Annotated in this window: 23 protein-coding genes and 1 pseudogene; 11 read left to right on the top strand and 13 right to left on the bottom strand. The window is 70.1% G+C overall.

Features of this window, described 5'->3' with window-relative positions:
- Positions 1-20 precede the first annotated feature (20 nt).
- The 4 genes from IPK81_11525 (at position 21) to IPK81_11510 (ending at position 4,875) form a co-directional block, all read left to right on the top strand.
- Complete coding sequence (locus tag IPK81_11525; protein QQS14719.1) at positions 21-2,270, top strand: arylsulfatase; 2,250 nt, start codon at positions 21-23, stop codon at positions 2,268-2,270.
- Positions 2,267-3,454: a radical SAM protein gene (locus tag IPK81_11520; GenBank protein ID QQS14718.1), complete on the top strand. Its 1,188-nt coding sequence runs from the start codon at positions 2,267-2,269 to the stop codon at positions 3,452-3,454. Before IPK81_11525 ends, IPK81_11520 begins: the two co-directional genes overlap by 4 nt.
- Positions 3,455-3,459: 5 nt before the next feature.
- On the top strand, positions 3,460-4,440 hold the full coding sequence (locus tag IPK81_11515) for a glycosyltransferase family 2 protein (GenBank protein QQS14717.1): 981 nt from the start codon (positions 3,460-3,462) through the stop codon (positions 4,438-4,440).
- Positions 4,441-4,536: 96 nt separating this feature from the next.
- Complete coding sequence (locus IPK81_11510; protein QQS14716.1) at positions 4,537-4,875, top strand: hypothetical protein; 339 nt, start codon at positions 4,537-4,539, stop codon at positions 4,873-4,875.
- Positions 4,876-4,891: 16 nt separating this feature from the next.
- Here the strand turns inward: IPK81_11510 and IPK81_11505 are convergent, their stop codons facing one another.
- From IPK81_11505 to IPK81_11485, 5 genes and pseudogenes are all read right to left on the bottom strand, one after another.
- A complete protein-coding gene (locus IPK81_11505) occupies positions 4,892-5,713 on the bottom strand; it encodes an exodeoxyribonuclease III (GenBank protein ID QQS14715.1) in 822 nt (273 codons plus the stop codon).
- Positions 5,714-5,749: 36 nt separating this feature from the next.
- Complete coding sequence (locus IPK81_11500) at positions 5,750-6,025, bottom strand: HPr family phosphocarrier protein (protein ID QQS14714.1); 276 nt, start codon at positions 6,023-6,025, stop codon at positions 5,750-5,752.
- A 10-nt stretch (positions 6,026-6,035) separates the two neighbouring features.
- Positions 6,036-6,442, bottom strand: a pseudogene (locus tag IPK81_11495) (PTS sugar transporter subunit IIA).
- On the bottom strand, positions 6,439-7,353 hold the full coding sequence (gene rapZ, locus IPK81_11490; GenBank protein QQS15068.1) for an RNase adapter RapZ: 915 nt from the start codon (positions 7,351-7,353) through the stop codon (positions 6,439-6,441). Before rapZ ends, IPK81_11495 begins: the two are co-directional and overlap by 4 nt.
- Before the next feature lie 100 nt (positions 7,354-7,453).
- Positions 7,454-7,909, bottom strand: coding sequence for an HPr kinase/phosphatase C-terminal domain-containing protein (locus IPK81_11485; protein ID QQS14713.1), 456 nt, complete (start codon positions 7,907-7,909; stop codon positions 7,454-7,456).
- Between the two features lie 119 nt (positions 7,910-8,028).
- Here IPK81_11485 and IPK81_11480 point away from each other — a divergent pair, with 119 nt between their 5' ends.
- From IPK81_11480 to IPK81_11465, 4 genes are all read left to right on the top strand, one after another.
- A complete protein-coding gene (locus IPK81_11480; protein ID QQS15067.1) occupies positions 8,029-8,964 on the top strand; it encodes an SMP-30/gluconolactonase/LRE family protein in 936 nt (311 codons plus the stop codon).
- 947 nt (positions 8,965-9,911) lie between these two features.
- On the top strand, positions 9,912-10,979 hold the full coding sequence (locus IPK81_11475) for an adenylate/guanylate cyclase domain-containing protein (GenBank protein ID QQS14712.1): 1,068 nt from the start codon (positions 9,912-9,914) through the stop codon (positions 10,977-10,979).
- 32 nt (positions 10,980-11,011) lie between these two features.
- Entirely contained in the window at positions 11,012-11,539 is a 528-nt protein-coding gene (locus IPK81_11470; GenBank protein ID QQS14711.1) for a VOC family protein, read from the top strand.
- Positions 11,540-11,620: 81 nt separating this feature from the next.
- Complete coding sequence (locus IPK81_11465; protein ID QQS14710.1) at positions 11,621-12,232, top strand: glutathione S-transferase family protein; 612 nt, start codon at positions 11,621-11,623, stop codon at positions 12,230-12,232.
- Here IPK81_11465 and IPK81_11460 read toward each other — a convergent pair.
- A complete protein-coding gene (locus IPK81_11460) occupies positions 12,181-12,600 on the bottom strand; it encodes a YdhR family protein (protein QQS14709.1) in 420 nt (139 codons plus the stop codon). The genes IPK81_11465 and IPK81_11460 overlap by 52 nt on opposite strands.
- A gap of 227 nt (positions 12,601-12,827) precedes the next feature.
- On the opposite strand from IPK81_11460, the gene IPK81_11455 reads away from it, so the two are divergent.
- Both IPK81_11455 and IPK81_11450 read left to right on the top strand, forming a co-directional pair.
- Complete coding sequence (locus tag IPK81_11455) at positions 12,828-14,084, top strand: thiolase (protein QQS14708.1); 1,257 nt, start codon at positions 12,828-12,830, stop codon at positions 14,082-14,084.
- Between the two features lie 14 nt (positions 14,085-14,098).
- Positions 14,099-14,617, top strand: a complete 519-nt coding sequence (locus IPK81_11450; protein ID QQS14707.1) for an OB-fold domain-containing protein — start codon at positions 14,099-14,101, stop codon at positions 14,615-14,617.
- A 42-nt stretch (positions 14,618-14,659) separates the two neighbouring features.
- Here the strand turns inward: IPK81_11450 and IPK81_11445 are convergent, their stop codons facing one another.
- The 6 genes from IPK81_11445 to IPK81_11420 all read right to left on the bottom strand — a co-directional run bounded on the left by IPK81_11445 (position 14,660) and on the right by IPK81_11420 (position 21,472).
- Positions 14,660-15,406, bottom strand: coding sequence for an SDR family oxidoreductase (locus IPK81_11445; protein QQS14706.1), 747 nt, complete (start codon positions 15,404-15,406; stop codon positions 14,660-14,662).
- Positions 15,407-15,541: 135 nt separating this feature from the next.
- A complete protein-coding gene (locus IPK81_11440) occupies positions 15,542-16,651 on the bottom strand; it encodes a Rieske 2Fe-2S domain-containing protein (protein QQS14705.1) in 1,110 nt (369 codons plus the stop codon).
- A gap of 13 nt (positions 16,652-16,664) precedes the next feature.
- Complete coding sequence (locus IPK81_11435; GenBank protein ID QQS14704.1) at positions 16,665-17,444, bottom strand: crotonase/enoyl-CoA hydratase family protein; 780 nt, start codon at positions 17,442-17,444, stop codon at positions 16,665-16,667.
- Positions 17,445-17,512: 68 nt separating this feature from the next.
- Positions 17,513-18,451, bottom strand: a complete 939-nt coding sequence (locus tag IPK81_11430; protein QQS14703.1) for a LysR family transcriptional regulator — start codon at positions 18,449-18,451, stop codon at positions 17,513-17,515.
- 60 nt (positions 18,452-18,511) lie between these two features.
- Positions 18,512-19,951 (bottom strand): hypothetical protein, encoded by a 1,440-nt coding sequence (locus IPK81_11425; GenBank protein ID QQS14702.1) that lies wholly within the window; start codon positions 19,949-19,951, stop codon positions 18,512-18,514.
- Between the two features lie 378 nt (positions 19,952-20,329).
- Complete coding sequence (locus tag IPK81_11420; GenBank protein QQS14701.1) at positions 20,330-21,472, bottom strand: amidohydrolase; 1,143 nt, start codon at positions 21,470-21,472, stop codon at positions 20,330-20,332.
- A 204-nt stretch (positions 21,473-21,676) separates the two neighbouring features.
- On the opposite strand from IPK81_11420, the gene IPK81_11415 reads away from it, so the two are divergent.
- Positions 21,677-23,380, top strand: coding sequence for an amidohydrolase family protein (locus IPK81_11415; protein ID QQS14700.1), 1,704 nt, complete (start codon positions 21,677-21,679; stop codon positions 23,378-23,380).
- Positions 23,381-23,395: 15 nt separating this feature from the next.
- Here the strand turns inward: IPK81_11415 and IPK81_11410 are convergent, their stop codons facing one another.
- Positions 23,396-24,040: a tetratricopeptide repeat protein gene (locus IPK81_11410; GenBank protein ID QQS14699.1), complete on the bottom strand. Its 645-nt coding sequence runs from the start codon at positions 24,038-24,040 to the stop codon at positions 23,396-23,398.
- Between the last annotated feature and the right edge of the window lie 52 nt (positions 24,041-24,092).

The raw sequence follows: 24,092 nt of genomic DNA, 5'->3' as shown, positions 1-24,092 counted from the left end.
CGCGATCGGAGGAGTTGGGAATGTCGGCATCGGGCGCGAAGTTCGGCGGCAAGATCGGCAGGACCATCCGCGATTCGGTCGCGTGGTGGCCGCAGGAGGCGAAGCGGCCGGGGCGCGCGCCGAACATCCTCGTGGTGTTGTTCGACGACGTCGGCTTCTCGGATTTCGGCTGCTACGGCTCGCCGATCGCGACGCCGACCATCGACCGTCTGGCGGCGGAGGGGCTGCGCTACACCGGCTTCCACACCACGGCGATGTGCTCGACGACGCGCTCGGCGCTGCTGACGGGACGCAACCACCATTCGGTCGGCGTCGGCTGCCTCGCCAATTTCGACAGCGGCTTCCCCGGCTACCGCGGCAAGATCGCGCGCGAGGCCGGCACGCTGGCCGAGATGCTGCGCCCGCACGGCTACCGCAACTACATGGTCGGCAAGTGGCACGTCACGCCGCTGACCGAGACCGGCCCGGCCGGGCCGTTCGACGGCTGGCCGCTGGGCCGCGGCTTCGACCGCTACTACGGCTTCATGGACGCCGAGACCGACCAGTACGCGCCGGAGCTGGTGCGCGACAACACGCCGGTCGATCCGCCGGGGACCTTCGCCGACGGCTACCATCTGACCGCCGACCTGGTCGACCAGTCCATCCGCTACATCGCCGACCACACGGCCGACAAGCCGGACGCGCCGTGGCTGCTGTGGCTGGGCTTCGGCGCCTGCCACGCGCCGCACCAGGCGCCGGCCGACCTGATCCGCCACTACGACGGCGTGTTCGCCGGCGGCTGGGACGCCGAGCGCGAGCGCCGGCTGGCGCGGCAGATCGAGATGGGAATCGTGCCCCCGGGCACCAAGCTGCCGCCGCGCAACGACCGGGTGCAGGCGTGGGCCGAGCACGGCGCCGACGAGCGCCGCCTGTTCACGCGCCTGCAGGCGGCCTACGCCGCCATGCTCGACCACGCCGACCGCCACATCGCGCGCCTCGTCGGCTTCCTCGAATCGGCGGGATTGCGCGACGACACGCTGATCCTCGTGCTGTCGGACAACGGCGCCAGCCAGGAGGGCGGGCCGTTCGGCATGGTCAACGCGATGGGCCCGTACAACCTCAAGCCCGAGCCGATGGAGGAGAAGATCCGCCGCATCGACGACATCGGCGGGCCCGACACGCACTCCAACTTCCCGCTCGGCTGGGCGATGGCCGCCAACACGCCGCTGCGGCGCTACAAGCAGAACACCCATGGGGGCGGAATCCGCGATCCGCTGGTGGTGTCGTGGCCGCGCGCCATCGCCGACCGCGGCGCGCTGCGCCACGGCTTCCGCCACGCCACCGACCTGACGCCGACGATCCTCGATCTGCTCGATTTAGCGCCGCCGGCCGAGATCGCGGGCGTGCCGCAGATGCCGCTGGAGGGCGAGAGCTTCGCCGCGAGCCTGACCGACCCGGCCGCGCCGGCGCGCAAGCGGCCGCAGTATTTCGAGATGTTCGGCCACCGCGGGCTGTGGCGCGACGGCTGGAAGGCGGTGGCGTTCCACGCCCCGGGCACGCCGTTCGAGGACGACAAGTGGGAGCTGTTCCATCTCGACCGCGATTTCGCCGAGACCGACGACCTGGCGGCGAAGGAGCCGGCGCGTCTGGCGGCGCTGGTCGAGGAGTGGTGGCGGCAGGCCGAGGCCTGCCAGGTGCTGCCGCTCGACGACCGCTTCGCGCCGCGTTTCGCCGAGAACGCCACGCGCTACCACGGCAAGCGCACGCGCTTCGCGTTCCACGCCGGCATGGGCCACATCCCGACCGACGTCGCGCCGGACGTGCGCAGCCGCGCCTACCGGATCGAGGCCGACGCGCGCGTCGAGGCCGGCACCGAAGGCGTGCTGATCGCCCATGGCGACGCCACCTGCGGCTACAGCCTGTTCGTGCGCGAAGGCCGTCTGGTGCACGATATGAACGTCGGCGGGGTCCACGTCACGGCGGTGTCGGACCGGCCCATCCCGCCGGGCGACCGGAAGCTGGGGGTGCGCTTGCGGATCGTCCAGGGCAAGCGCGTGGCCACGCTGCTGATCGACGGGCAGGCCGCCGGATCGGCCGAGAGCCCGTGGGGCTTCCACAGCTTCATCTCGTGGTCGGGCCTCGACATCGGCCGCGACCGCGGCAGCCCGGTGGGCGACTACGCGGCGCCGTTCGAGTTCACCGGCCTGCTGCGCCGCGTCGACGTGGTGATGGACGACGACCAGGCGCTGGACGGCGAGGCGGTCGGCAACGCCGAGATGGCGCGGCAATGACGGCGCGCGCCGCCACGCCCCGCGCTACACGACGGCCGCGCCTGCCCGCCGCCGCGCCGCTCCAAGCGCCAGCGGTCGCGACGCCGGTCGCCGCCGCGCCGGCGACCGGCGGCTGCGGCGCCTGGGCCGGTCCGCCGCGCTTCCTGTTCGTGCAGGCCAACCAGCGCTGCAACCTGCGCTGCGGCCACTGCGCGTTCTGGAGGCGCGACGACAAGGACCGCGCCAACTACCTGTCGGCCGCCCGCCAGCGCGAGATCTTCGAGGAGTTCGCCCAGCTCAACCCGCGCGGCGGGGTGGTGATCTGCGGCGGCGAGCCGATGCTCGACCTCGAGGAGTACTTCTTCATGGCGCGCGAGTGCCGGCGGCTGGGGCTGAAGGGCATCTCGGTGGTCAACGGCACGCGCATCCGCTCGGCCGCGACGGCGGAGCGCATGATCGCCGAGGGGCCGCACGAGATCTCGATCTCGCTCAACAGCCACGATCCCGAGGTCCACGACCGCACCCGCGGCGTGAAAGGCGCGTTCGACAAGGCCGTGCGCGCGCTGCGCCTGCTGCTGGAGGCGCGGCGCAAGGCCCCGGGATCGACCACGCGGATCTACGTCATGGGGCTGATCTTCGACGAGAACTGGCGCGATCTCGAGGTTTTCTACGACTTCGTCCTCAACGATCTCGGCGCCGACAAGCTGAAGCTCAACTTCCTGCAGCCGTCGTTCGGCGAGGACGGCGAGGTCGACGCCTTCTTCCGGGACCGCCACGGCGTCGATCCCGACGGCGTCGTCGCGGTCATCGCGCGCTGCGACGAGCGCTTCGGGCTCGGGCTCAACCCCGTGTGGCTGGGGCAGGTCGGCATGTACTTCCGCTCCCTGGCCCGGGCGCGCGACCTCGACCGCGGATGGCGCGCCGGCGCCGCCACCGAGGAGCACATCTGCGACACTTACGAGCGCAACATCATGGTCGACCAGTACGGCTTCGCGCGGCTGTGCTTCTCCGGCGTCTACCGCGGCGAGCGGCTGGAGGCGCCCGGCGACCTGCGCCGCTTCTGGTACGGCGCCGGCGACGTGCGCGCGGCGATGCGCGGCTGCAACCGCGTCTGCGGCATCAGCCACAGCGTCCGGCGCGAGGCCAGCACGCTGGCCGGCGAGCTCGAGAAGCGCTGGGCGCTGCTGGCGGCGCCCGGCGGCTGAGCGCGATGCCGCCACCGTCCCGGCGCGCGGCGCGCCGCGCGCGCGTCTCCGTCGTGGTGCCGACCTACAACCGCGCCGCGCGGCTGGCGGCGCTGCTGCGCTGTCTCGAGGAGCAGCCGGCGCCGTCGTCCTTCGAGGTGCTGGTGTGCGACGACGGCTCCACCGACGGCACGCGCGAGGTGGCGGCGCTGTTCGGACGCCGCCTGCGGCTGCGCTACCTGTTCCAGCCGGACGAGGGGTTCCGCGCCGGCGCGGCGCGCAACCTGGGCATCGACGCCGCCAAGGGCGACCTGGTGCTGTTCCTCGATGACGACCAGCTGGTGGCGCCGGATTTCCTCGACGCCCACCGGCGCGCGCACCGCGACGCCGCCGGTCCCGCCCTCGTTGTCGGCCCGCGGCACCGCGCCGACGCGTTCGACCGGCCGCCGGCCTCGGTGGACCGGATCCGCGCCTATCCGCAGGACAGCCGCGCCGTGGAGATCGGCCCCGACGGCGAAGGATTGGCGGCTTCGCCCCATCCCTGGGCGCACGCCTTCAGTTGCAATCTATCATTGCCACGCGCGGCGGCCGCGGCGGCGCGCTTCGACGCGGCGTTCTCCGGCTGGGGCCTGGAGGACGTCGAGTTCGCCTACCGCGCCCTCCGCGACGGTCTGCGGCCGGTGGCCGCGCCCCGCGCGCCGACCCTGCATGTCGACGGCGGCGCGTTGCGCGATCCGTTCGAGACCTCGTTGCGCGGCGGCGACGCCGATTTCGGATCTTGGGTGCGCAACTGCGCCCGGTTCCACCGGCTGCACGGCGCCGATCCCGCGGTCGACGCCTTCGTGCGGCACCAGCTCTCGTATTTCACCCACGACGCCGCCGCCGGACGCTGGCGGCGCGATCCGCTGCCGCGCCACGATCCGGCCGCCGTGCTCGCGCGCGAGCGCCGGAGCGTCCGCGCGGCCGGCCCGCCACCCGCGATTCCAACGACACGAAAAATGCGTTAGCGTCGATGCTTGTCTGGAGGGGTGCGTCGACGTTGGGGCGCGCGCACCGCCGCCGGCGACGTCTGCGAATCGACCACCACAGCTCCGGAGCCGTCCATGAGAAAGCCCCTCGCCACCGCCGCCATGCTCGCCGTCCTGTTCCCGGCCGCGCTGCTGGCGCGTACGCTCGAGCTCGTCAACGAGTCGAGCGTGACGATCGAGCACCTCTTCGTGGCGTGGGCCGGCGATAAGGGCTGGGGCCCCGATCAGCTGGGGTCGAGCCGCGACGACATCGTGGCACCGGGCGCGAGCTTCAGGCTCAACGGCCTGGAGAAGGACACGTTCGACCTCAAGATCGTGACGCACACCGGCCAGGAATGCGTCATCGAGGGTGTCCACTTCCGCACCAACATGCGCTGGACCGTCACCGACAAGGTCCTGCGCGAGTGCAGGTGACGCGACGGCCGCGTCCTCAGAGCTGGAACGTCGCCAGCAACGGGACGTGGTCGCTGGCCTTCTCCCAGTCGCGCGCGTCCTTGACGACGCGGTAGCCGGACAGCGCCGGCCGCAACGCCGGCGTCGCCAGCACGTGGTCGAGCCGCCGGCCGCGGTCGGACAGCCGCCAGTCGCGGTTGCGGTAGCTCCACCAAGTGTAGAGCTTCTCGCTGGCGGGCGTGAACACGCGGGGCACGTCGACCCAGTCGCGGCCCTTCATCATGCGCTCGAACAGGTCGACCTCGACCGGCGTGTGCGACACCACGTCGAGCAGCTGCTTGTGGCTCCACACGTCGTGCTCCAGCGGCGCGACGTTGAGGTCGCCCACGGCGATGGCGCGCTTGCCCTTGCGCGCGCCCTTCTTGGGCGCGGCGTCGACGAACCAGTCGGCGATCTCGCGGTAGAAATCGAGCTTGTGGGCGAACTTGTCGTTGGCGTCGGGGTCGGGGACGTCGCCGCCGGCAGGGATGTAGAGGTTGTCGAGCGCCACCGGATCGCCGCCGATGTCGAGCCAGGCGCGCACGTGGCGGCAATCGTCGCGGCCGACACGGTGGTGGATCGCGCTGGCGCTGAAGGGCACGCGGCTGACGATGGCGACGCCGTTGTAGCCCTTCATGCCGTGAACGACGCGGTGCGGATAGCCGGCGGCCTCGAAGGCGGCGTGCGGGAACTGGTCGTCCGGGCACTTCGTCTCCTGCAGGCACAGCACGTCCGGCCGCTCCTCGCGCAGCAGGCGCTCGACGTTGCCGATGCGCAGGCGCACGGAGTTGATGTTCCAGGTGGCGATCGTCAACGGCATGGCGGATTCCCAGTCTCGCGGGCGCGGCGCGCCGGTTCAGTCCTCGCCGAACTTGCCATCGACCAGGGCGGCGAGCGCCTCGACCACCTCGGCGGCCTGCCGGCCGGAGGCCGACACCGCGATCTCGCTGCCGATGCCCGCGGCCAGCATCATCAGCCCCATGATCGACAGGCCGGACACCTCCTGTCCGCCGTGCGCGACGCGCACCGCGGCGTCGAACTGCGCCGCCGTGCGCACGAACTTGGCGGCGGCGCGGGCGTGCAGGCCGCGCTTGTTGGCGATCCTCAGCGCGCGGGCGGGGGCGTCGGACATCTGTCCGCCGTCAGCCGGCGTCGCGCGTCAGCAGACGCGACGCGACGGTGATGTACTTGCGGCCGGCGTCCTGGCAGGCGGCGACCGCCTCTGGAAGCTGCCGGTCGACGCGCACCCCGGCCAGCTTGATGAGCATCGGCAGGTTGACGCCGGCGATCACCTCGACCCCGCGCGGTCCATGATCGAGATCGCCAGGTTCGACGGGGTGCCGCCGAACATGTCGGTCAGCACCACGACGCCGCTGCCGGAGTCGCATTCCGCGACGCGCTCGAGGATCTCGCCCCGGCGCTTCTCCATGTCGTCGTCCGCCTCGATGCACACCGCCGCCGTCTGCGACTGCTTGCCCACCACGTGCTCCAGCGCGGCGAGGAACTCGCGCGCGAGCTTGCCGTGGGTCACCAGCACCATGCCGATCATCGACGCTCCCTCGTCTTCTTCTCATCTGGCGCGGCGGCGACGGGCGCGCCGGGCGTCGTATCGATATCGCGATGCGTCAGCGCCACCGGCCGGTCGAGCCGGCGCAGCCGGTCGGCGAGCTGCTCCGCCACCACCACCGAACGGTGCCGGCCGCCGGTGCAGCCGACCGCCACGGTCAGGTAACTCTTGCCCTCCCGCTCGAAGCGGGGCAAGAGCGCCGATAGCAGCGACAGGATGCCGCCGAAAAACCGCTTGTAGTCGCGGTCGGCGACGACGTAGCGGCGCACTGTCGCGTTCCGGCCGTCCAGCCCGCGCAGCGCGGTCGACCAATAGGGATTGCGTAGAAACCGCGCATCGAACACTAGATCTGCCTCGCGCGGCAAGCCACGGCGGTACGAGAACGACGTCACGGCCACGCGCATGGCGGCGGCGGCGGCGGTGGCGAACTGTCCCAGCAGCAGCGACTTGAGCTCGTGCGGGCCGAGCTGCGAGGTGTCGATCGTCGAATCAGCGTGGTCGCGCAGCGAGCGAAGCACGCGGCGCTCGTCGACGATGCCATCCAGCACCGGCCGGTCGGCGGCGAGCGGATGCCGCCGGCGCGTCTCGGTGTAGCGCCGCAGCAGCACGTCGTTGTCGCAATCGAGGAACAGCAGGCGGGCATCGAGATCTGCGCGCGCTCGCAGCGCGCGGATACGCGCGACCACGCGTCGGACGTCGAAACCGCGGGTGCGCACATCGACGCCGATGGCCAGCGGATAGTCGTCGGGTTCGCCGTCGTCGTCGCTGTCCCCGGCCGGCCGCAGCAGGGCGTCGACCATCGCCAGCGGGAGATTGTCGACCGCGACGTAGCCGGCGTCCTCCAGCGCGCGCAGCGACGTGGCGCGGCCGGCCCCGGATAGGCCGGTGATCAGCACGACGCGCCGCCGCGGCGACGGCGCGGCGCGCGCCGAGGCGCGCGCTGGCTTGCGTCGCGCGACCTTCGACGATGTCCTCACGGATGGCACGGTCAAATCATGAGACCCGCGCGCCGCGCAGGGCAAGGCGAATCTTGGCCGGCGTCGAGGCCTCGAACGCCGCCAGCCGCAGCGCCGGAATGGCGATTCCCAGCAGCGTCTCGACGTGTGGCTCCGGCATCCGCTCGACCCGGTCGGCGGGCACGAGATCGACCAGCAGCGCGACCGCGGCGCTCTCGAGCGCCGCGTCGACCGGCAGCCGCAGAATGCCCGCGCCGCGGGCCTCGACCAGGCCCGCCAGCGCGGCCGGAGGGCTGGCGCGCAGGATGCCGTGGACGGCCTGCAGATCGACCCGGTCGTCGGAGACGAGGCGCGCGCCGGCGTCGATCATGCGCAAGGCGACGTCGGATTTCCCGGCGCCGGAGGGGCCGCGCAGCAGGGCCGCGCGCCAGCCGTCGGCGGTCGTCACCGCGACGCAGGTGGCGTGGATGTTCAGCGGCGGGTCCGCAGGCATGGGGAGACGCTGGCTCGGATCGGCGGCCCGCGTCAACCACGCCACTGTCTGGCGGCGGCAGCACCGCTTGGCGCCCACGCGCGGCGCGTGCGAGACTCGCGTGTCAACGCCCGCCGGAGATCCCGATGTACGCGCCGCCCCAGCCCGTCGCCGCCAGCGTCTTCACGCGCCTGCCGGAGCGCTTCCGCAAGCCGCGCCGCACGGCGTGGGGCGACGTCAACGCCGCCGGGATGGAGCTGGACTGCTTCCTCGAGGGTCCGAGCTTCGACCGTGCCGGCAACCTCTACGTCACCGACATCCCGTTCGGCCGCGTGTTCCGCGTCTCGCCGGCCGGCGACTGGACGCTGGTCACGGAGTACGACGGCTGGCCAAACGGACTGAAGATCCACAAGGACGGCCGCGTCTTCATCACCGACTACAAGCGCGGCATCGTCCTGCTCGATCCGGCGACCGGCGAGGTGACGCCGCTGATCGAGACCGCGCGGTCGGAGAGCTTCAAGGGCGTCAACGACCTGTTCTTCGCCGCCAACGGCGATCTGTACTTCACCGACCAGGGCCAGACCGGCCTGCACGATCCGACCGGACGGGTCTACCGGCACGCCGCCGACGGCCGGCTCGACAAGCTGGTGGACACCGTGCCGAGCCCCAACGGGCTGGTCATGAACCACCGCGAGAACGCGCTCTACGTCGCGGTCACCCGCGGCAACTGCGTGTGGCGCCTGCCGCTGATGGCCGACGGCCACGTCAGCAAGGTCGGATTGTTCATCCAGATGTCGGGCGGCCATGGCGGCCCGGACGGCATGGCGCTCGACGCCGAGGGCGGCCTGGTCGTCTGCCACATCGGCACGTCGGTATGGCGGTTCGACGCCGTCGGCCGGCCGACCCATGTCGTCGACGCCGGCGACGACATCTTCTGCACCAACATCGCCTTCGGCGTCGCCGACCCGCGGTCGCTCTACTGCGTGGTGTCGCGGGCCAGTCCGCGGTTTGGTTCCGGCACGATCCTGCGCGCCGAGATGCCGGTCGCCGGCAAGCCGATGTTCTCGCACGCCTGACGCGGCGCCGGCCGGCGCGGCCTCGACGGGCGCCGGTGGACGCGCCATATCTGACCTTGGATGGCCGGCGCGCGCGGACGCGGCGGCCGGAGCGGCCGGAGGAGACCGACAGGTGGATGGATCGCGGCCCGGATCGCTGACGGTCGCGCCGGCCTCGACCGGCGCCGACGCGCCGGTGGCGGTGCCGGCGCCGCTGGCGCGCGCCGTGCGGGTGCGCGTGCGCATCGTGACGGCGCTGGCGGTCGGCTTCCTCGCCGTGGCCGTGATCGCCGCCGGCGCCTTCACGATCACCGTCCTCGGCGCCGCCGACACCACGCAGTCGCTTCTGCTGGACCGCAACCGGCGCATGGTCGAGGCGGAGATCGAGTTCGTGCGCGGCCGCCTCGATCCGGTGGCGCGGCAGCTTGAGTTCGTCGCCGCGCTGGCGGGCCGCGGCCGGCTCGACACCGGAGACCCCGGCCAGATCATGGACGCGCTCGCCAGCATGGTCGAGCATATGCCGCAGATCTCGGGCGCGGGGTTCGGGGGGGGCGACGGCACGCTGCACAGGCTGCAGCGCGGCACGTCGAGCGGAAAGCTGCGGCGCGACAGCGCGCCCCTGGCGGGCGTCCCCGGCGCGGTCGAGCGCTTCAACGACCTGCGCAAAGCGCCGGCGACGTACTGGGGCGAGCTGTTGTGGAACCCGGTCCAGCGCCAGCCCGTGGTGAACGTGCGCACGCCGATCCTGCGCGAGGACGGCACCTTCCTCGGCGGCCTGGTGGCGACGGTCACGGTCGGCGACTTCTCGCGCATGGTCACCGACGCGGAGGGCGGCGGCGGCGACGCCAATTTCATCCTCGTCGCGCGCGAGCGGGTTCTGGCCCATCGTGGATTGACGGCCGGCGGGACGTTCATCCGCACCGAGGCGCGGCCGCTGCCGCGCATCGACGAGGTCGGGGACCCCCGTCATGGCGGCGATCTGGACGACGCCGGTGCGCAACCGGGCGTTCGACAGCGCGCTCGGCGGCCTCGGGCACGTCGTCGAGGTCCAGGGAAGGCGCTGGGTGTTCGTGTTCCGCGGGCTCGACGGCTACGGGCCGGACCGCTGGCTGGTCGGCCGCTACTTCCCGCTCGAGGACGCGACGCGCGAGGTGCAGCGCCTGATGCAGGGCGTCTGGGCCGGCATCGCGGTTCTGGCCGCCGCGCTGCTGCTGGCGGCGGTCATGGGCGTGCGCATGGCGCGCGACATCCGCCGGCTGGGCGCCGCCGCCGAGGCGATCGAGCGGTTCGAGTTCGAGGGCCCGCACGCGCCGCCGTCGCGCCTGAAGGAGATCGCCGAGGCCGGCGAGACGCTCGAGAAGGCGCGCTCGGCGCTGAAATGGTTCGGCGCCTACGTGCCGCGCCGGCTGGTGCGGCGCCTGATGGAGGAGGGCGAGGGCATCCTCGTCTCCAAGCGCCGCGACGTGACGGTGATGTTCACGGACATCGTCGGCTTCACGCCGCAGGCCGAGAGCATGGACGAGCACGGCACCGCCGACATGTTGAACCAGCATTTCGCGCTGCTCGGCGCCGCGATCGAACGCGAGCAGGGCGTGGTCGACAAGTACATCGGCGACGCGGTCATGGCGGTGTGGGGCGGCATCAAGCGCATGCCGGACCACGCCGACGCCGCCTGCCGCGCCGCCATCGAGATCGCCCGCATCGTGAGGATCGACAACGCCGAGCGCCGCGAGCGGGGCATGGCGCCGATCCGCCTGCGCGTCGGCCTCCATTCCGGACCGGTGATCATCGGCAACATCGGCGCGCCGGAGCGCATGAACTACACCGTCGTCGGCGACACGGTGAACGTCGCCAACCGCTTCGAGCAGCTCGGCAAGAGCCACATGCGCGACGACGAGGAGGTCATCGTGCTGGCCAGCGGCGACACCATCGCGGCGCTGCAGGATCCCGCCTCGATCGGCGTCGAGCCCGTCTTCATCGGCGAGGAGCAGGTCAAGGGGCGGGTCGAGCCCGAACGGGTCTACCGCCTCGCCTGACGGCGAACGCGCCGCGCGACCAGGAGGAAACCATGAGCCGTCTCTTCGGCGACATCCGCCAGCTCGGCTACGTCGTGCGCGACATCGACGCGGCGTTGCGCCACTGGACGGATGTCCTCGGCGTCGGCCCGTGGTTCTACGTCGAGCGGCTGCCGGTGGTCGACTTCCGCTACAAGGGCGCGCCGTCGGACGTCGCCATGTCGGTGGCGCTGGCGAATTCCGGCGACGTCCAGATCGAGCTGATCCAGCAGCGCAACGACGCGCCGTCGATGTACCGCGACTTCCTCGCCGACGGGCAGGAGGGCTTGCAGCATGTCAGCACGTGGCCGGAGGACTACGACGGCGTCGTCGCGGCGGCGCTGGCGGCCGGCCATCGGATCGGCCAGTCCGGCGCCACCGCGCGCGGCCCGTTCGCCTATTTCGAGACCGGGATCCTGCCGGGCACCGTCATGGAGATCGCCGAGCTGACGCCGACGCGCGCGCGGCAGTTCGCGGCCATCGCGGCCGCGGCGCGTGGCTGGGACGGAAGCGATCCGGTGCGGACGGTCTGGCCGCAATAGCGCCGTGGTTGCGTCCGGCCGGCCGTGCCCGTAAGGGTGGTCGCCGCCGCATCCATTCCCCGCTCCCGGTCCAGGTCCGACATGCCGCTCCAGATCATCGGCTTCCCGCGCTCCAACTTCGTGCGCGCCATCCGCATGCTGTGCCACGAGAGGGGAGTGCCCTACGAGTACGCGCCCGAGCCGCCGCATTCCGACGCTGTCAAGGCGATCCATCCGATCGGCCAGATCCCGGTGATGCGCCACGACGGGCTCGAGCTGTTCGAGTCGCTGGCCATCGCGCGATACATCGAGGACGCGTTCCCCGGTCCGCGCCTGACCCCGGCCGACCCGCGCGCGGCCGCGCCGGTCAACCAGTGGACGGCGTTCGTCGCCACCTCGGTCGACCAGTTGCTGATGCGCCGCTACGTGGTCGAGTACGCCTTCAACAAGGACAAGGACGGCAACGTCGTGCGGACCGAGATCGACAAGGCGGTCAAGCGCATGCCGAAGATGTTCCGCGTGCTCGACGCCGCCGTCGCGCCGGGCCATCTCGGCGGCGCGGCGTTCACCTTGGCGGATTGCTTCCTGGCGCCGATCCTCGCCGCCGCCGGGAACTTTCCCGAGGGCAAGGAGCTGCTGGCGGCGTCGCCGGCGCTGGCGGCCTATTTCGCCCGCGTCTCGGCGCGGCCGAGCTTCGTCGAGACCGCGAAGTAGCGCGCCGCCCGGCGGCGGCGCGCGTCGACCGGACCGGCTACTCGGCCGCCATCCGCAGGCTGGGCACCGGCGCGTGGGTGATCTCGCTCATGCGCGCGCACGTCGAAGACGCGGACCGTGAGGTCCGACAGCGCGGTGTTGGCCTTCATGCGCGCCACGATCGGGCCGGCGGCGTAGGCCTCGGCCGATTTGCGGTCGGCGAACAGGTAGATGCCGCCGCAACGCCGCTCGTCCTCGTCGTCGAGCCAGATCTTCCATTGCAGGCCGGCGACCGCGAGGAACTGCCTGGCGAGATCGTCGGTGTAGCGCGCCTCCCACTCGGCCTTGGGCATGTCGGGACGGCGGTAGTTGATCTGCACGATGACCATGGCGACCTCCCTGGACGCGCCGCGCCTTCGGGACGGGCGCGCGACAGTCAAGCCTAGCACGGTTCGCGGCGGCGGCCAGCCTCCCCGGTGCCGGCCGAGCCACGCGTCCGGCGACGGTCTGACGGGCGCGGCGCGCGATTGCGTGGGCGTGGGCGGCGGGCGACCTTCGACGAGGCCGTGCCGGGCGCCAGACCCGGGAGGCCGGAACCACGATGGAGGATCCGCCCATGCCGCTGCCCGCGGATGTCGACACCAGCACGCCGAAGCATCTGCGCGACAAGTACGCCATCGTCGGAGTCGGCGAGACGACCTACACGCGCGGCTCCGGCAAGACCACGCGCGCGCTCGGCAGCTGGGCGGTGCGCAACGCGATCGAGGACGCGGGCCTGAAGCCGTCGGACATCGACGGTATGCTGTCCTACCAGTCCGGCGACTCGACCTTCTCGCCGATGATCGCCGGCGACCTCGGCATCCGCCTGAACTTCTACATGGACGTGTTCGGCGGCGGCTCATCGACCGAGGCGCTGGTCGGCATGGCGATGGGCGTGATCGAGGCCGGCATGTGCAAGACGGTGGTGATCTTCCGCGCCATGAACGGCTTCTCGCAGGTCCGCATCGGCGGCACCGGCGCGCGCGCCGCCGCGCCGGTCAGCGGCGACATGCTGCACGGCCGCGCCTACGGCTGGCAGAGCGCCGGGCAGATGTTCAGCCTCACGTTCATGCGCCACATGCACGACTACGGCACGACGCCGGCTCAGGTCGCCGCCGTCAAGGCGATCCACAGCGAGCACGCCGGCAACAACCCGAAGGCGTTCTACAAGGAGCGCGTCACGGTCGAGGACGTGCTCAAGAGCCGTTACATCTGCAAGCCGCTGCACCTGCTGGACTGCTGCGTCGAGACCGACAACGGCACCGCGCTGATCGTCACCCGCGCCGACCGCGCCAAGGACTGCCGCCACACGCCGGCGCTGATCCGGGGCGTGGTCGGGCGCTGCAACAAGCCGCGCATGGACATGCACTACCAGCACGGCCCGATCTCGACGGTGGCCGGCCACTACGGCAAGGAGATCCTGTGGCCGAACGCCGGCGTCGGCCCCGAGGACGTGGACATCACCGGCTCGTACGACGCCTTCACCTTCACCACGATGCTGCAGCTCGAGGACTACGGGTTCTGCAAGAAGGGCGAGGGCGGCCACTACGTCAGCGACGGCACGATGCGGCTGGGCGGAAGGCGTCCCAACAACACCAGCGGCGGCCATCTCTGCGAGGGCTACACGCACGGCCTCAACATGGTGATCGAGAACGTCCGCCAGCTGCGCCACGACGTCGACGATTCATGTCCCGTCGGGCCGGACGGCAAGCGCCAGCACACCTACGACTACAGGCCCGGCGGCTGCCGCCAGGTGAAGGATGTCGAGGTGTCGGCCAATCTCGGCTGGGCCATGCCGGGCACGGGCTCGGCCATGGTCATGCGGCGCGGTTGAGGGAGGGACGCATCATGGCGATCAACGCGACCTATCTCGGCATGCCGCTCGAGATCAACGATCTCGACGTCGAGAACCTCGAGTACTTCAAGCATTGCGCGGCGCACGACTTCCACCTGCAGCGCTGCGACTCCTGCGGCCTGCTGCGCTATCCGCCGACCACGGCGTGCCCGTGGTGCGCCAGCCCGAAATCGACCTGGACTCGGGTCGAGGGCAAGGGCGCGGTGCATTCCTATTCCGAGGTGCACCACGCCATCCAGCCGGCCTTCAAGGCGCACACGCCGTATCTGATCCTGCTGGTCGACCTCGACGCGCAGAAGGGCAAGCCGACGGCCGACGAGGCGTTGCGCGTCGTCGGGAACCTCGCGACGCCGGACGGAAAGCTGGCGCCGCCGGAGATGGTGCGCTCGGTCGGCATCGGCACGCGCGTGCGCATGGTGTTCAGCGATGTCGCGCCGGGGCTCGCGATCCCGCAATGGACCATCGACGAGAAGGCCGCGCAGCCCGCCAAGCCGTGGCGCTATCCCGACTGAGGGAAGCGCCGAGGTCCTTCGCCGCGCCCGGGGCGCCGTGATCTACGCGATGCCGCCGTCGACCTGCAGGTTGGCGCCGGTGGTGAAGGACGAGGCGTCGCTGGCGAAGTAGAGCGCCGCCGTGACGATCTCCTCCGGTTTGCCGCTACGCTTGAGCGCGGCGGATTTGTTCATGCGGTGCTCCTCCGTCCAGGCGTCGGCGATGTCGGTCAGGAACCGGCCGGGCGAGATCGTGTTGACGCGCACCGTCGGGCCGTACTCGAACGCCATGCCGATGGTCATGGCGTTGAGCGCCGCCTTGGCGCCGGCGTAGGGGATGATCTCGGGGCGCGGCCGCAGGGCGCCGACGCTGCTGACGTTGATGATGCAGCCACCGCCCGCCGTCTTCATGCGGCTGCCGACCAGCGACGCCAGCCGGAACGGCCCCTTGAAGTTCAGCGACACTACGCGGTCGAACAGCTGCTCGCTGGTCTCCACCGAGGACGGCGCGATCGGCGAGCTGCCGGCGTTGTTGACGAGGATGTCGATCCTGCCGAACGCGGCGTAGGCGGCGTCGACCAGCGCGTCGAGCTCGGCCCAGCGCATGACGTTGCAGGCGTAGGGCAGGGCGCGGCGGCCCTTGGCGCGGACCTCGTCGGCGACCTTCTCGCAGGCGTCCATCTTGCGGCTGGCGATCACGATGTCGGCGCCGCGCTCGGCGAAGGCCAGCGCCATCTGCCGGCCCATGCCGCGGCTGCCGCCGGTGATGAGCGCCGTCTTGCCGGTGAAGTCGAATAGATCCTTGGCCATGCCGCGTCCCCCTCCACGCCCCGCGCGCGTGTCCCGTGCGCGCGGCGGCAGGCGCGCAGAGTAGGGCGGGCGGGCGTCGCGAGAAAGCCGTGCCGCCACTCCGCGGAGCGGGTATGCGGCGGTCCCGTGGCGCGGCTACGCCGCGGCGAGCGCCTCGCCCAACGTGCGGTGGAAATGCGCCACCGCGCTCTCGAACTTCCCGAAGGTGAAGACGTCGTTGGCGCCGCTGCCCAGCGCGCGCTGGATCGCCTGCACCACCTCGCGGTCCTCGGCGCCGCCGGTCTGGTCGACGAAGGCGGCGTCGCGCTTCACCTCCTCCGCCACCGCCGGATCGCCCAGCGTCCACGTCACCATGCGCGTGCGCGCCACGCCCACCGGCTCGAGCACCACCAGCTTGGCGTGGCGCGACAGCGCCGCGACCATGGCGTTGGGGAAGAGCTGGTAGACGTAGGTCAGCAGCCCGTCGACGCGGCGCTCCGTGTCCGGCACATCGGCGAGCTTGCGGATGCGGCGGAACGGGTAGGTGACGCGGCTGTTGCGGCCGAACGTCTCGATCACGTTCAGATTGTCGAAGCCGTAGGGGTAGAACGTGTCCTTGTGCGTGGCGCGGATGTGGTAGCCCTCTATGAAGCCCTCCATCACCAGCTTCCAGTTCGCCTCCATCTCGCGCTCGACGACGCTGAAGATCGTCCAGCCGCCGGGCAGCAGCGCCGGCACGTCGTCGGCGGGCGCGACGCCGGCCGGCCCGGGGTCCTGCGTCACCCACACGACGCCGCCGCGCTCGACGGCGCCCACCGGCACCAGCCCGTGGGCCTCCTTGTCGAAGCCGGGGAAGCCGTCCTCGCCCGGCAGATGGCTCAAGCGGCCGTCAAGCCGGTAGACCCAGCCGTGGTAGCGGCAGACCAGCGTGCGCGAGCAGCCCGTCCCGGTCGCCACCTGCATGCCGCGGTGGCGGCAGGCGTTGCGGAAGGCGCGCACCTCGCCGTCCTCGCCGCGCACCGCGACGATCGGCGTGCCGGCCGCCTCGCGGGCGACGTACGAGCCCGCCTCCGGCAGCGACGCCGACGGACAGAACGGCGTCGGGAAGCGTCGCATGACGCGCTCGATCTCGCCGGCCAGCCGCTCGGGCGAGCGGTAATTGTCGACCGGCTCGCGCCAGACCTCGGCGCCGAGATCGGTGGTGCCGCGATCGATGTGCTCGAGCACCCGGCGCGCCACGGCGCGGTCGTCCATCAGGCCATCCATGTCGCGTCTCCCGTCAATCCGCCTTCACGCCGTGCCGACCCACGCCCGAGGCGAAGCGCCGCGCGCCCGCCTCCGACTCGCCGGACTCGACCGCCTTCAATCCGAGCCTGAACTCGTTGAGCGTGGCGGCCTCCCAGCCGAGATCCCATTGCTCGATCGCCGACAGCCGGTCGCCGCGCATCGCCGTCTGCGGCAGCTTCGCCAACTCCTCCGCCAGAGCGACCGCCGCGGCCAACGCTTCGCCGGGCTCGACCAGCCGGTTCACCAGCCCGATGCGCTCCGCTTCGACGCCGGATACGCCCCGGCCGGTGAGGATCAGGTCCATCGCCCGGCTATGGCCGATCAGCCGCGGCAGGCGGATGGTGCCGAGATCGAGCAGCGGCACGCCGAAGCGGCGGCAATAGACGCCCAGGGTCGCGTCGCGCGCCGCCACGCGCAGGTCGCACCACAGGGCCAGCTCGAGCCCGCCAGCGACGGCGTGGCCTTCGATCGCCGCGATCACGGGTTTCGAGAGCTTCATCCGGGTCGGGCCCATCGGGCCGTCGCCGTCGGGCCGGCGGTGGCCGCGCTTGCCCTGCGCCGTGGCCTTCAGGTCGAAGCCGGCGCAGAACGTGCCCCCGGCGCCGGTCAGCACCGCGACGCTGGCGTCGTCGTCGGCGTCGAAGCGGCGGAAGGCGTCGGCCAGCTCGACCCGCGTGGCGTGGCCGACGGCGTTGCGCGCCTCGTGGCGGTCGATCGTGACCACGGCGACGGCGCCGCGGATCTCGTAGGTGACGGTCGGTTTGTCGGTCATGCCGCCATCATCACGCGGTCGCGCGCGTCGCGGCAAATGAAAGCGGCCGGGTTATGGGTGAAAAGTGTTCACCTATCGGCGGTGGTCTCCGCCAGCAGCCAGCGCTTGAACGCCGTCAATCCCGGGTGGGCCGTGTCGGCGCGGCGGTGGACCAGCCAGTAGCCGCCGGTGGGTTCGCTGCGCTCGAACAGGCGCTTCAATCCGCTGCCGGCGCGCTCGCGCGCCGAGAACAGCGGCTCCAGCCCGAGCGCCACCCCCGCGTCCTGCTCGGCGAGCTGCATGGCGGCGCCGAAACTGTCGACCCACACGACGTTGCGCGCCGTGAGGCCGGCCACCCCGGCGCCCGTCAACCAGATCGGCCACGCCAGCGGAAACGTCGTGACGTGGATCAGCGTGGCGTCGGCGAGATCGGCGGGCCGCCGCAGCCTCGCCCGGCGCCGCAGCGCCGCCGTCGCGACGGGCACCGCGCGCAGCTCCATCAGCCGCGTCGCCACGAGATCTGGCCAGCCGCCGTCGCCGACGCGGATGGCGGCGTCGAACGCCTCGATCTCGAGATCGGCGTGCCGGCTCGATGTCTCGATCACCAGCTCGATCCCGGGATGCGCCGCCATGAAGCGGCCGACGCGCGGGATCAACCAGTCCGAGGCGAAGAACGGCAGCGCCGCCAGACGCAGGCGCCGCCGCCCGCCCGGACCGTCGGCGGGCGCCACCGCGCGCGCGAGATCGGCGAAGGCGCGGCCGGTCGCGACCGCCAGCGTCTTTCCGGCCGCCGTCGGACGCACGGCGCGGTGCGCCCGCACGAACAGGCTCTTGCCCAGCGTGCGTTCGAGCGAGGTGATGCGGTGGCTGACCGCCGACGGGGTCAGATGCAGCGCGGCGGCGGCGGCCTTGAAGCTGCCCAGCCGCACGGCGGCGTCGAACGCCTGGAGCGCCGCGAGATCGGCGGCCTTGAGCTGGACGGCGGCCGGACGCGCCTCGACGGCGCGCGGCGCGGTGGCGGCGCGCATCGTCCGATGTCTGGTGGTTGACGTCGCAGACAACTACTTACCAACAATGCTTAGACCTAGTCACTGGCGCTTGCTCGCCGATACCTTTTGCGTAGCATCTATCACAACGATATCAGATGCGGGTTCGCGACGAGCAATTCGCGCGCTTCTAATCCTCTGAATTTTCTCTAACTTGTCACCAAGATCACCATAGTCCAAGATAGCAAATACGCCGTGATTTGTGCGTGAAGCGTCCTTGTAAATTTCAAGCTGCTTTTCGTATCCGTGAACAACGGTCCCTGAAGATCTTTTCATCTCGACAAGCACACGAGCGTTGTAGCCTTTCGAATATTTGAAGTCGATTGGCCCGCCACCCATGTTGGCTTCTGGCGATATGTCTATGTTGTTTGCTTTGCAAAAGCAGTCGGAGATTGCAAAGTACATGAGCTGAGCAGCTCGTTCTTTTTTGGGCTTACCGTCAGCCCAAAGCATTTCCCACAGATTACCGTTTTCGATGTGATGCTTGAACATGTCCATGGTGTCTACAACGACACGCTTGACCTCGCTGATACCCTTGCTGACGTCGTAAACGAGGTCAACTTTGAACTTCTCCTGCTCGCTTTGAAGGATGTCGCGCAGCGTGAAGTAGCCAAGCACGTCTTGGTTGGGGTCGTAGTTGCTAGCGTACTCTTTGATCGCATCTAGAAAAACTTGAAAAACATCTGCGGACTGAAGAGCTGCGCTCCGGAGGGCGGCTTTTCGGTCTGCAATGGTCGGTCGAACAATGCCGGAGAGCATGTCGTTGACCCTAGCGCGTATAGCTGCGTTGGCTTTGGTGGCGGCATCAATCTCCGACCAGTCGTTAGCGACGGGAAGCGCTCGGACCACGTCGATCGGGACAAAAACGATTGCGCGCTCGTTGCCGTTCGGCCACGTGTAATGCGGAAGTGCAACATCTGGAGCCGCGTCGGATCTCTTCACGGTTACACCGAACCGCACACAAAAGTCATGCGTCAGCTTTGCCAATTCCGGTTCTATGATACGCGAAGTGAGATCGCTAATCGTGTCCGGGCCAACCTGTTCCTCGAAAAATCCCATCAATGAGATCATCTCAGGGTCGCGGGCACCGAGATCTACGATTTCTTTGGCAGTGCGAAGGATGGCGTCCCTAAGCTCGCTCGGTCGTGAAGTACCGGCTCTGTCGCTCCGACCATAGCCTAATCCGTTGGCAGGCGGTTCCTTCAAGCTCAGGAGATTCTGTGCTCCCTTCCATGCTGCGTCGCCCTCACGGCTGCTTATGGCCAATAGGCGAACGACATTCTCAAAATGCTTCTTCAGGCGTTCGTAAGCATCCGTTCTGATTATCTCAATAGAAGATTTATCGAGAAGGATTGGGTCGACAAAAAGCTGCGTGTCAACGTTCAGAAACGGATCAAGAAAACCCGCATTCTTCAACTCCATTGGACTAACACCAAAGTAAGCCGAAAATAGTACTGGATTGGAAAAAGGTGCTGAAGCCATTCAGCTCACTCCCCGCCGATTCCGAAAGTGAGGTTGCCGGAAGCGGCGACATCGCGCAAGAGTTGCGAAACTCTCCCTTGGAGTTTCTCAATGACTATCCACTCCAGGACATTTTCCACCGATCGTCCGGCGCCTGGTTGGCGAGGACTTGGCCTTCTGTCAGTTTGGAGCTGTCGGACTAGTTGGCTTTGAATACTCGGTCTACAGCATCTGCAATGCGGTTGGCGAGCATGCCGTCATCTCGGTTGACGCACTGTGTGACGTTGATGTTTACGCTTGGCGTATAGGGCTGAGAGGAGGCGCAGGCCTAAACAGGCGGCTGGCCCCGGTGGATCGCTCCCTGGCCATCGCCGCCCGGCCGCCGCCGGCCGCGGCGCGTTAGTTCACCAGACGGTAGAACTTGGCGGCGTTGTCGCAGGTGATCTGCTTGGTGACGGCCGCCGGCAGATGCGCGAACTGCTCGGCGATGTACTTGTCCGATTGCGGCCACACGCCGTCGCCGTGCGGGTAGTCCGAGCCCCACATCAGGCTCTCGACGCCCATGTCCTCGATGATCTTCAGCCCGACGCGGTCGAACTGGAAGGTCGCCTTGCACTGGCGGCGCCAGTACTCGCTGGGCCGCATCTTCAGGCCGAGGTCGGTGAAGCGGTCCTCCCACTCGTAGTCCATGCGGTCGAGCGCGTAGGGCACCCAGCCGCAGCCGCTCTCGCCGAAGGCGACGCGCAGATTGGGGAAGCGCTCGAACACGTTGGCCGACATCATCGCCGCCAGGATGTTCACGAGGTTCATCTGGAAGCCGGAGACCACCGTGAAGAACACGCGGCGGCCGACCTGGCCGCCGTGCTTCTCGATGGTGTTCGGCGGCAGCGTCGGGAAGGTGTGGAAGTGCAGCGGCAGGTCGACCTCGTTGACCGCCTCCCACAGCGGATCCCACATCGGATGCCACATCGGCTCCATGTCCCACGAGCACGACAGCTCCAGCCCGCGCAGGCCGAGCCGGGCGGCGCGGTGGATCTCCTTCACGGCGGCGTCGATGTCGCCGTAGGGCAGGCAGGCCAGACCGATGTGGCGGTCGGGGTAGTGGCTGCAGAACGACTTCAGCCAGTCGTTGTAGATGACCATCATCGCGTTCGCCGCCTCGGGGTCGTTGAGGCGGCTGGCGGCGCCGAGGATGCCGTAGATCACCTCGGCGTCGACGTTGTCGCGGTCGAGGTCCTTGATGCGCAGATGCGGATCGGACACCCGGCGGATGTCCTTGGCGCCGTCGGCGTAGAGGCCGGTCTCGGCCATGACGTCGACGCGGTGGTGCTTGCCGGGCACGAATTTCTGGCCGGCCGGGCCGACGCCGTTCTTGAACCCGAAGCTGGCGCCGCTCTTGGTCACCCATTTCGGCCCCTCGGGCGTGTCGGTGACGAAGGGCATGCGGTCCTTCAACTCGCGCGGCGCCTCCGACGTGAACAGCTCCGGCGGCATCCAGGGCATGTCGAGGTGGCAATCGGCGGAGATGCGCTTGTACTGCATCGGACGGTTCCTCGCGGTTGGTTGACCGATCATAGCAGCGAATCGCGCCGCCGCCTCAACGCCTAGTCGCCCACCGGGGCATGCCCCGCGCGCAGGGCCGTCGTTCGCCGCGCGCGCGGCTCGCGGCCGCGCAGTCGAGGCGGCCGCGTCGACGGGCCCGAGCCGCCGCGCTAGCATCTCGGCAATCAGTTGGAGGAAACGGCGATGGCGTACGATCTCGTGGTCAAGAACGGGATGGTCGTGGATGGCTCCGGACTGCCGCGCTACCGCGCCGATGTCGGCGTCAAGGACGGCCGCATCGCCACCATCGGCCGCATCTCCAGCCCGGCGGACCGCGTGATCGACGCCGAGGGCCGGGTCGTGGCGCCGGGCTTCGTCGACGGCCACACCCACATGGACGCCCAGATCTTCTGGGACCCTCTGGGCACGAGCTCCTGCTACCACGGCGTCACCACCGTGGTGATGGGCAATTGCGGGTTCACGCTGGCGCCCTGCCGCGAAGCCGAGGCCGACCTGGTGTTCCGCAACCTCGAGCGCGCCGAGGACATCAGCCGGCAGGCCATGCTGGCGGGCATCAAGTGGCGTTGGGAGACCTTCCCCGAGTTCCTCGACGTGCTCGACACCCTGCCCAAGGGCATCAACTACAGCGGCTACATGGGCCATTCGGCGCTGCGCACCTACGTCATGGGCCAGCGCGCCTTCACCGACGCCGCCACCGACGACGACCTTAAGGCGATGTCGCACCAGATGCGGCAGGCGCTGCGGGCCGGCGCCATGGGCTTCTCGACCACGCGCAGCGTCAACCACCAGACCTCGGACGACAAGCCGGTCGCCAGCCGCTTGGCGACGTGGGAGGAGCTGGCGACGCTGGTCGGCGTCATGGGCGAGGAGAACGCCGGCATCCTCGAGATCGCCGGCGAGCCCACGGGCGCGATGCGGGAACGGGCGGCGAAATACTACACGGCGCTCAAGGACCTCTCGATCGGCACCGGCCGGCCGATCACCTTCGGCATGTTCTCGACCCGGCAGGCGCCCGGCGCGTGGCGGCCGTGCTTCGACATCGTCGACCAGGCGGCGCGCGAGGGCGGGCGGCTGTTCGTGCAGGTCCACAGCCGGGCGCTCAGCGTGCTGCTGTCGTTCGAGACCCACACGCCGTTCGACAAATGGGACGTGTGGCGCGACGTGCGCGCGCTGCCGCTGGACCAGCAGAAGGCGGCGCTGCGCGATCCGGAGACGCGCCGCCGGTTGATCGAGGTCGCCAACCGGCCCTACACGGGCCCGCAGGTCTACGGCACCGAGGCGCGGCCGCCGGAGTGGGAGTGGATCTACCTGATGGACAGCGTTGCCGGGCCGCACCGCTCGATGGCCGATCTGGCGAAGGAGCGCGGCGTCACGCCGGTCGAGCTGATGATCGACCTCGCGCTGGAGCGCGACCTCAAGCTGTTCCTGATCCAGCCCATCGCCAACGAGGACCAGGACCAGGCGCTGGAGATGATGAGGCATCCGCGCTCGGTCGTGACCTTCTCCGACGCCGGCGCGCACGTCTCGCAGATCATGGACAACTCGCTGCAGACGCATCTGCTCAGCCACTGGGTGCGCGAGAAGCAGGCCTTCACGCTGGAGGAGGCGGTCCGGCTGATCACCTACGACACCGCGACCCAGTGGGGCTTCCACGACCGCGGGCTGCTGCGCGAGGGCATGGCCGCCGACATCGTCGTGTTCGATCCCGCGACTATCGGCGCGCGCATGCCGGAGGTGGTCAACGATCTGCCGGCCGGCGCGCAGCGCCTGCGCCAGACCGCCGACGGCATCGACGCCACCATCGTCAACGGCCGGATCGTGCTGCGCGACAACCAGCCGACCGGCGAGCTGCCGGGCCGCCTGCTGCGCGGCCGCGTGCCGGGGTGAGCGCGGAAGCGGCGGCTACCGCAGATCCTTCGGATAGGCGATGAACGGCTCCCACGCGCGCGGACCGGTCGTGTTGCGGTCGCGTCCGGGGCCGGCTTTCGTCTCGTTGAACAGCGGCATGTAAAGCGCGCGGTCGGCGGCGGCGCCGCGCGTGTCGCCGACGGCCTCCTTGGCCCGCGCCCGCGATTCGTAAGGATTGTAGAGCGGATGGACGTAGTCCGGCGCCAGCCGGATCGCCTCCGAGAAATCGCGGATCGCCTCGCGGTGGCGCTTCAGCGCGAAATAGGCCTCGCCACGGCTGGCGAAGGCCACCGCGTAGCGCGGATCGAGCCGGACCGCGGTGTCGAAATCGGCCAAAGCGCCCGCTGGATCGGACGCGTCGAGACGCTGCGCCCCGCGATTGTGGAACAGCTTGGCGATGGTGGGCGCCAACGCGATGGCCGCGTCGAGGTCGCGGATCGCCGCCGCGACGCCGCCCTCGCGCCCGACCGCCCGGTTGTTCAGCGCGGCGGCGCGCTCGATCGGACCGGCGCGGCCGGAATCGATGACGACGGTGCAGGCGGCGCCGAGCCGTTCGTCGGGCGCCGCTACACGGACGCAGATCCGCACCGCCTCCTCGTAGCCCTGCGCCCGCGCGGATGGCGCGAGAACCAACGCCATCAGCGCGACGGTGGGCAACAAAGCGCGATTTGACGGCACTGGACGCACTCTC

The organism is Rhodospirillales bacterium (genome assembly GCA_016699855.1).
Taxonomy (GTDB): domain Bacteria; phylum Pseudomonadota; class Alphaproteobacteria; order Reyranellales; family Reyranellaceae.
The sequence above is the reverse complement of the archived record's forward strand: the minus strand, read 5'-3'. Positions and strand labels throughout refer to the sequence as shown.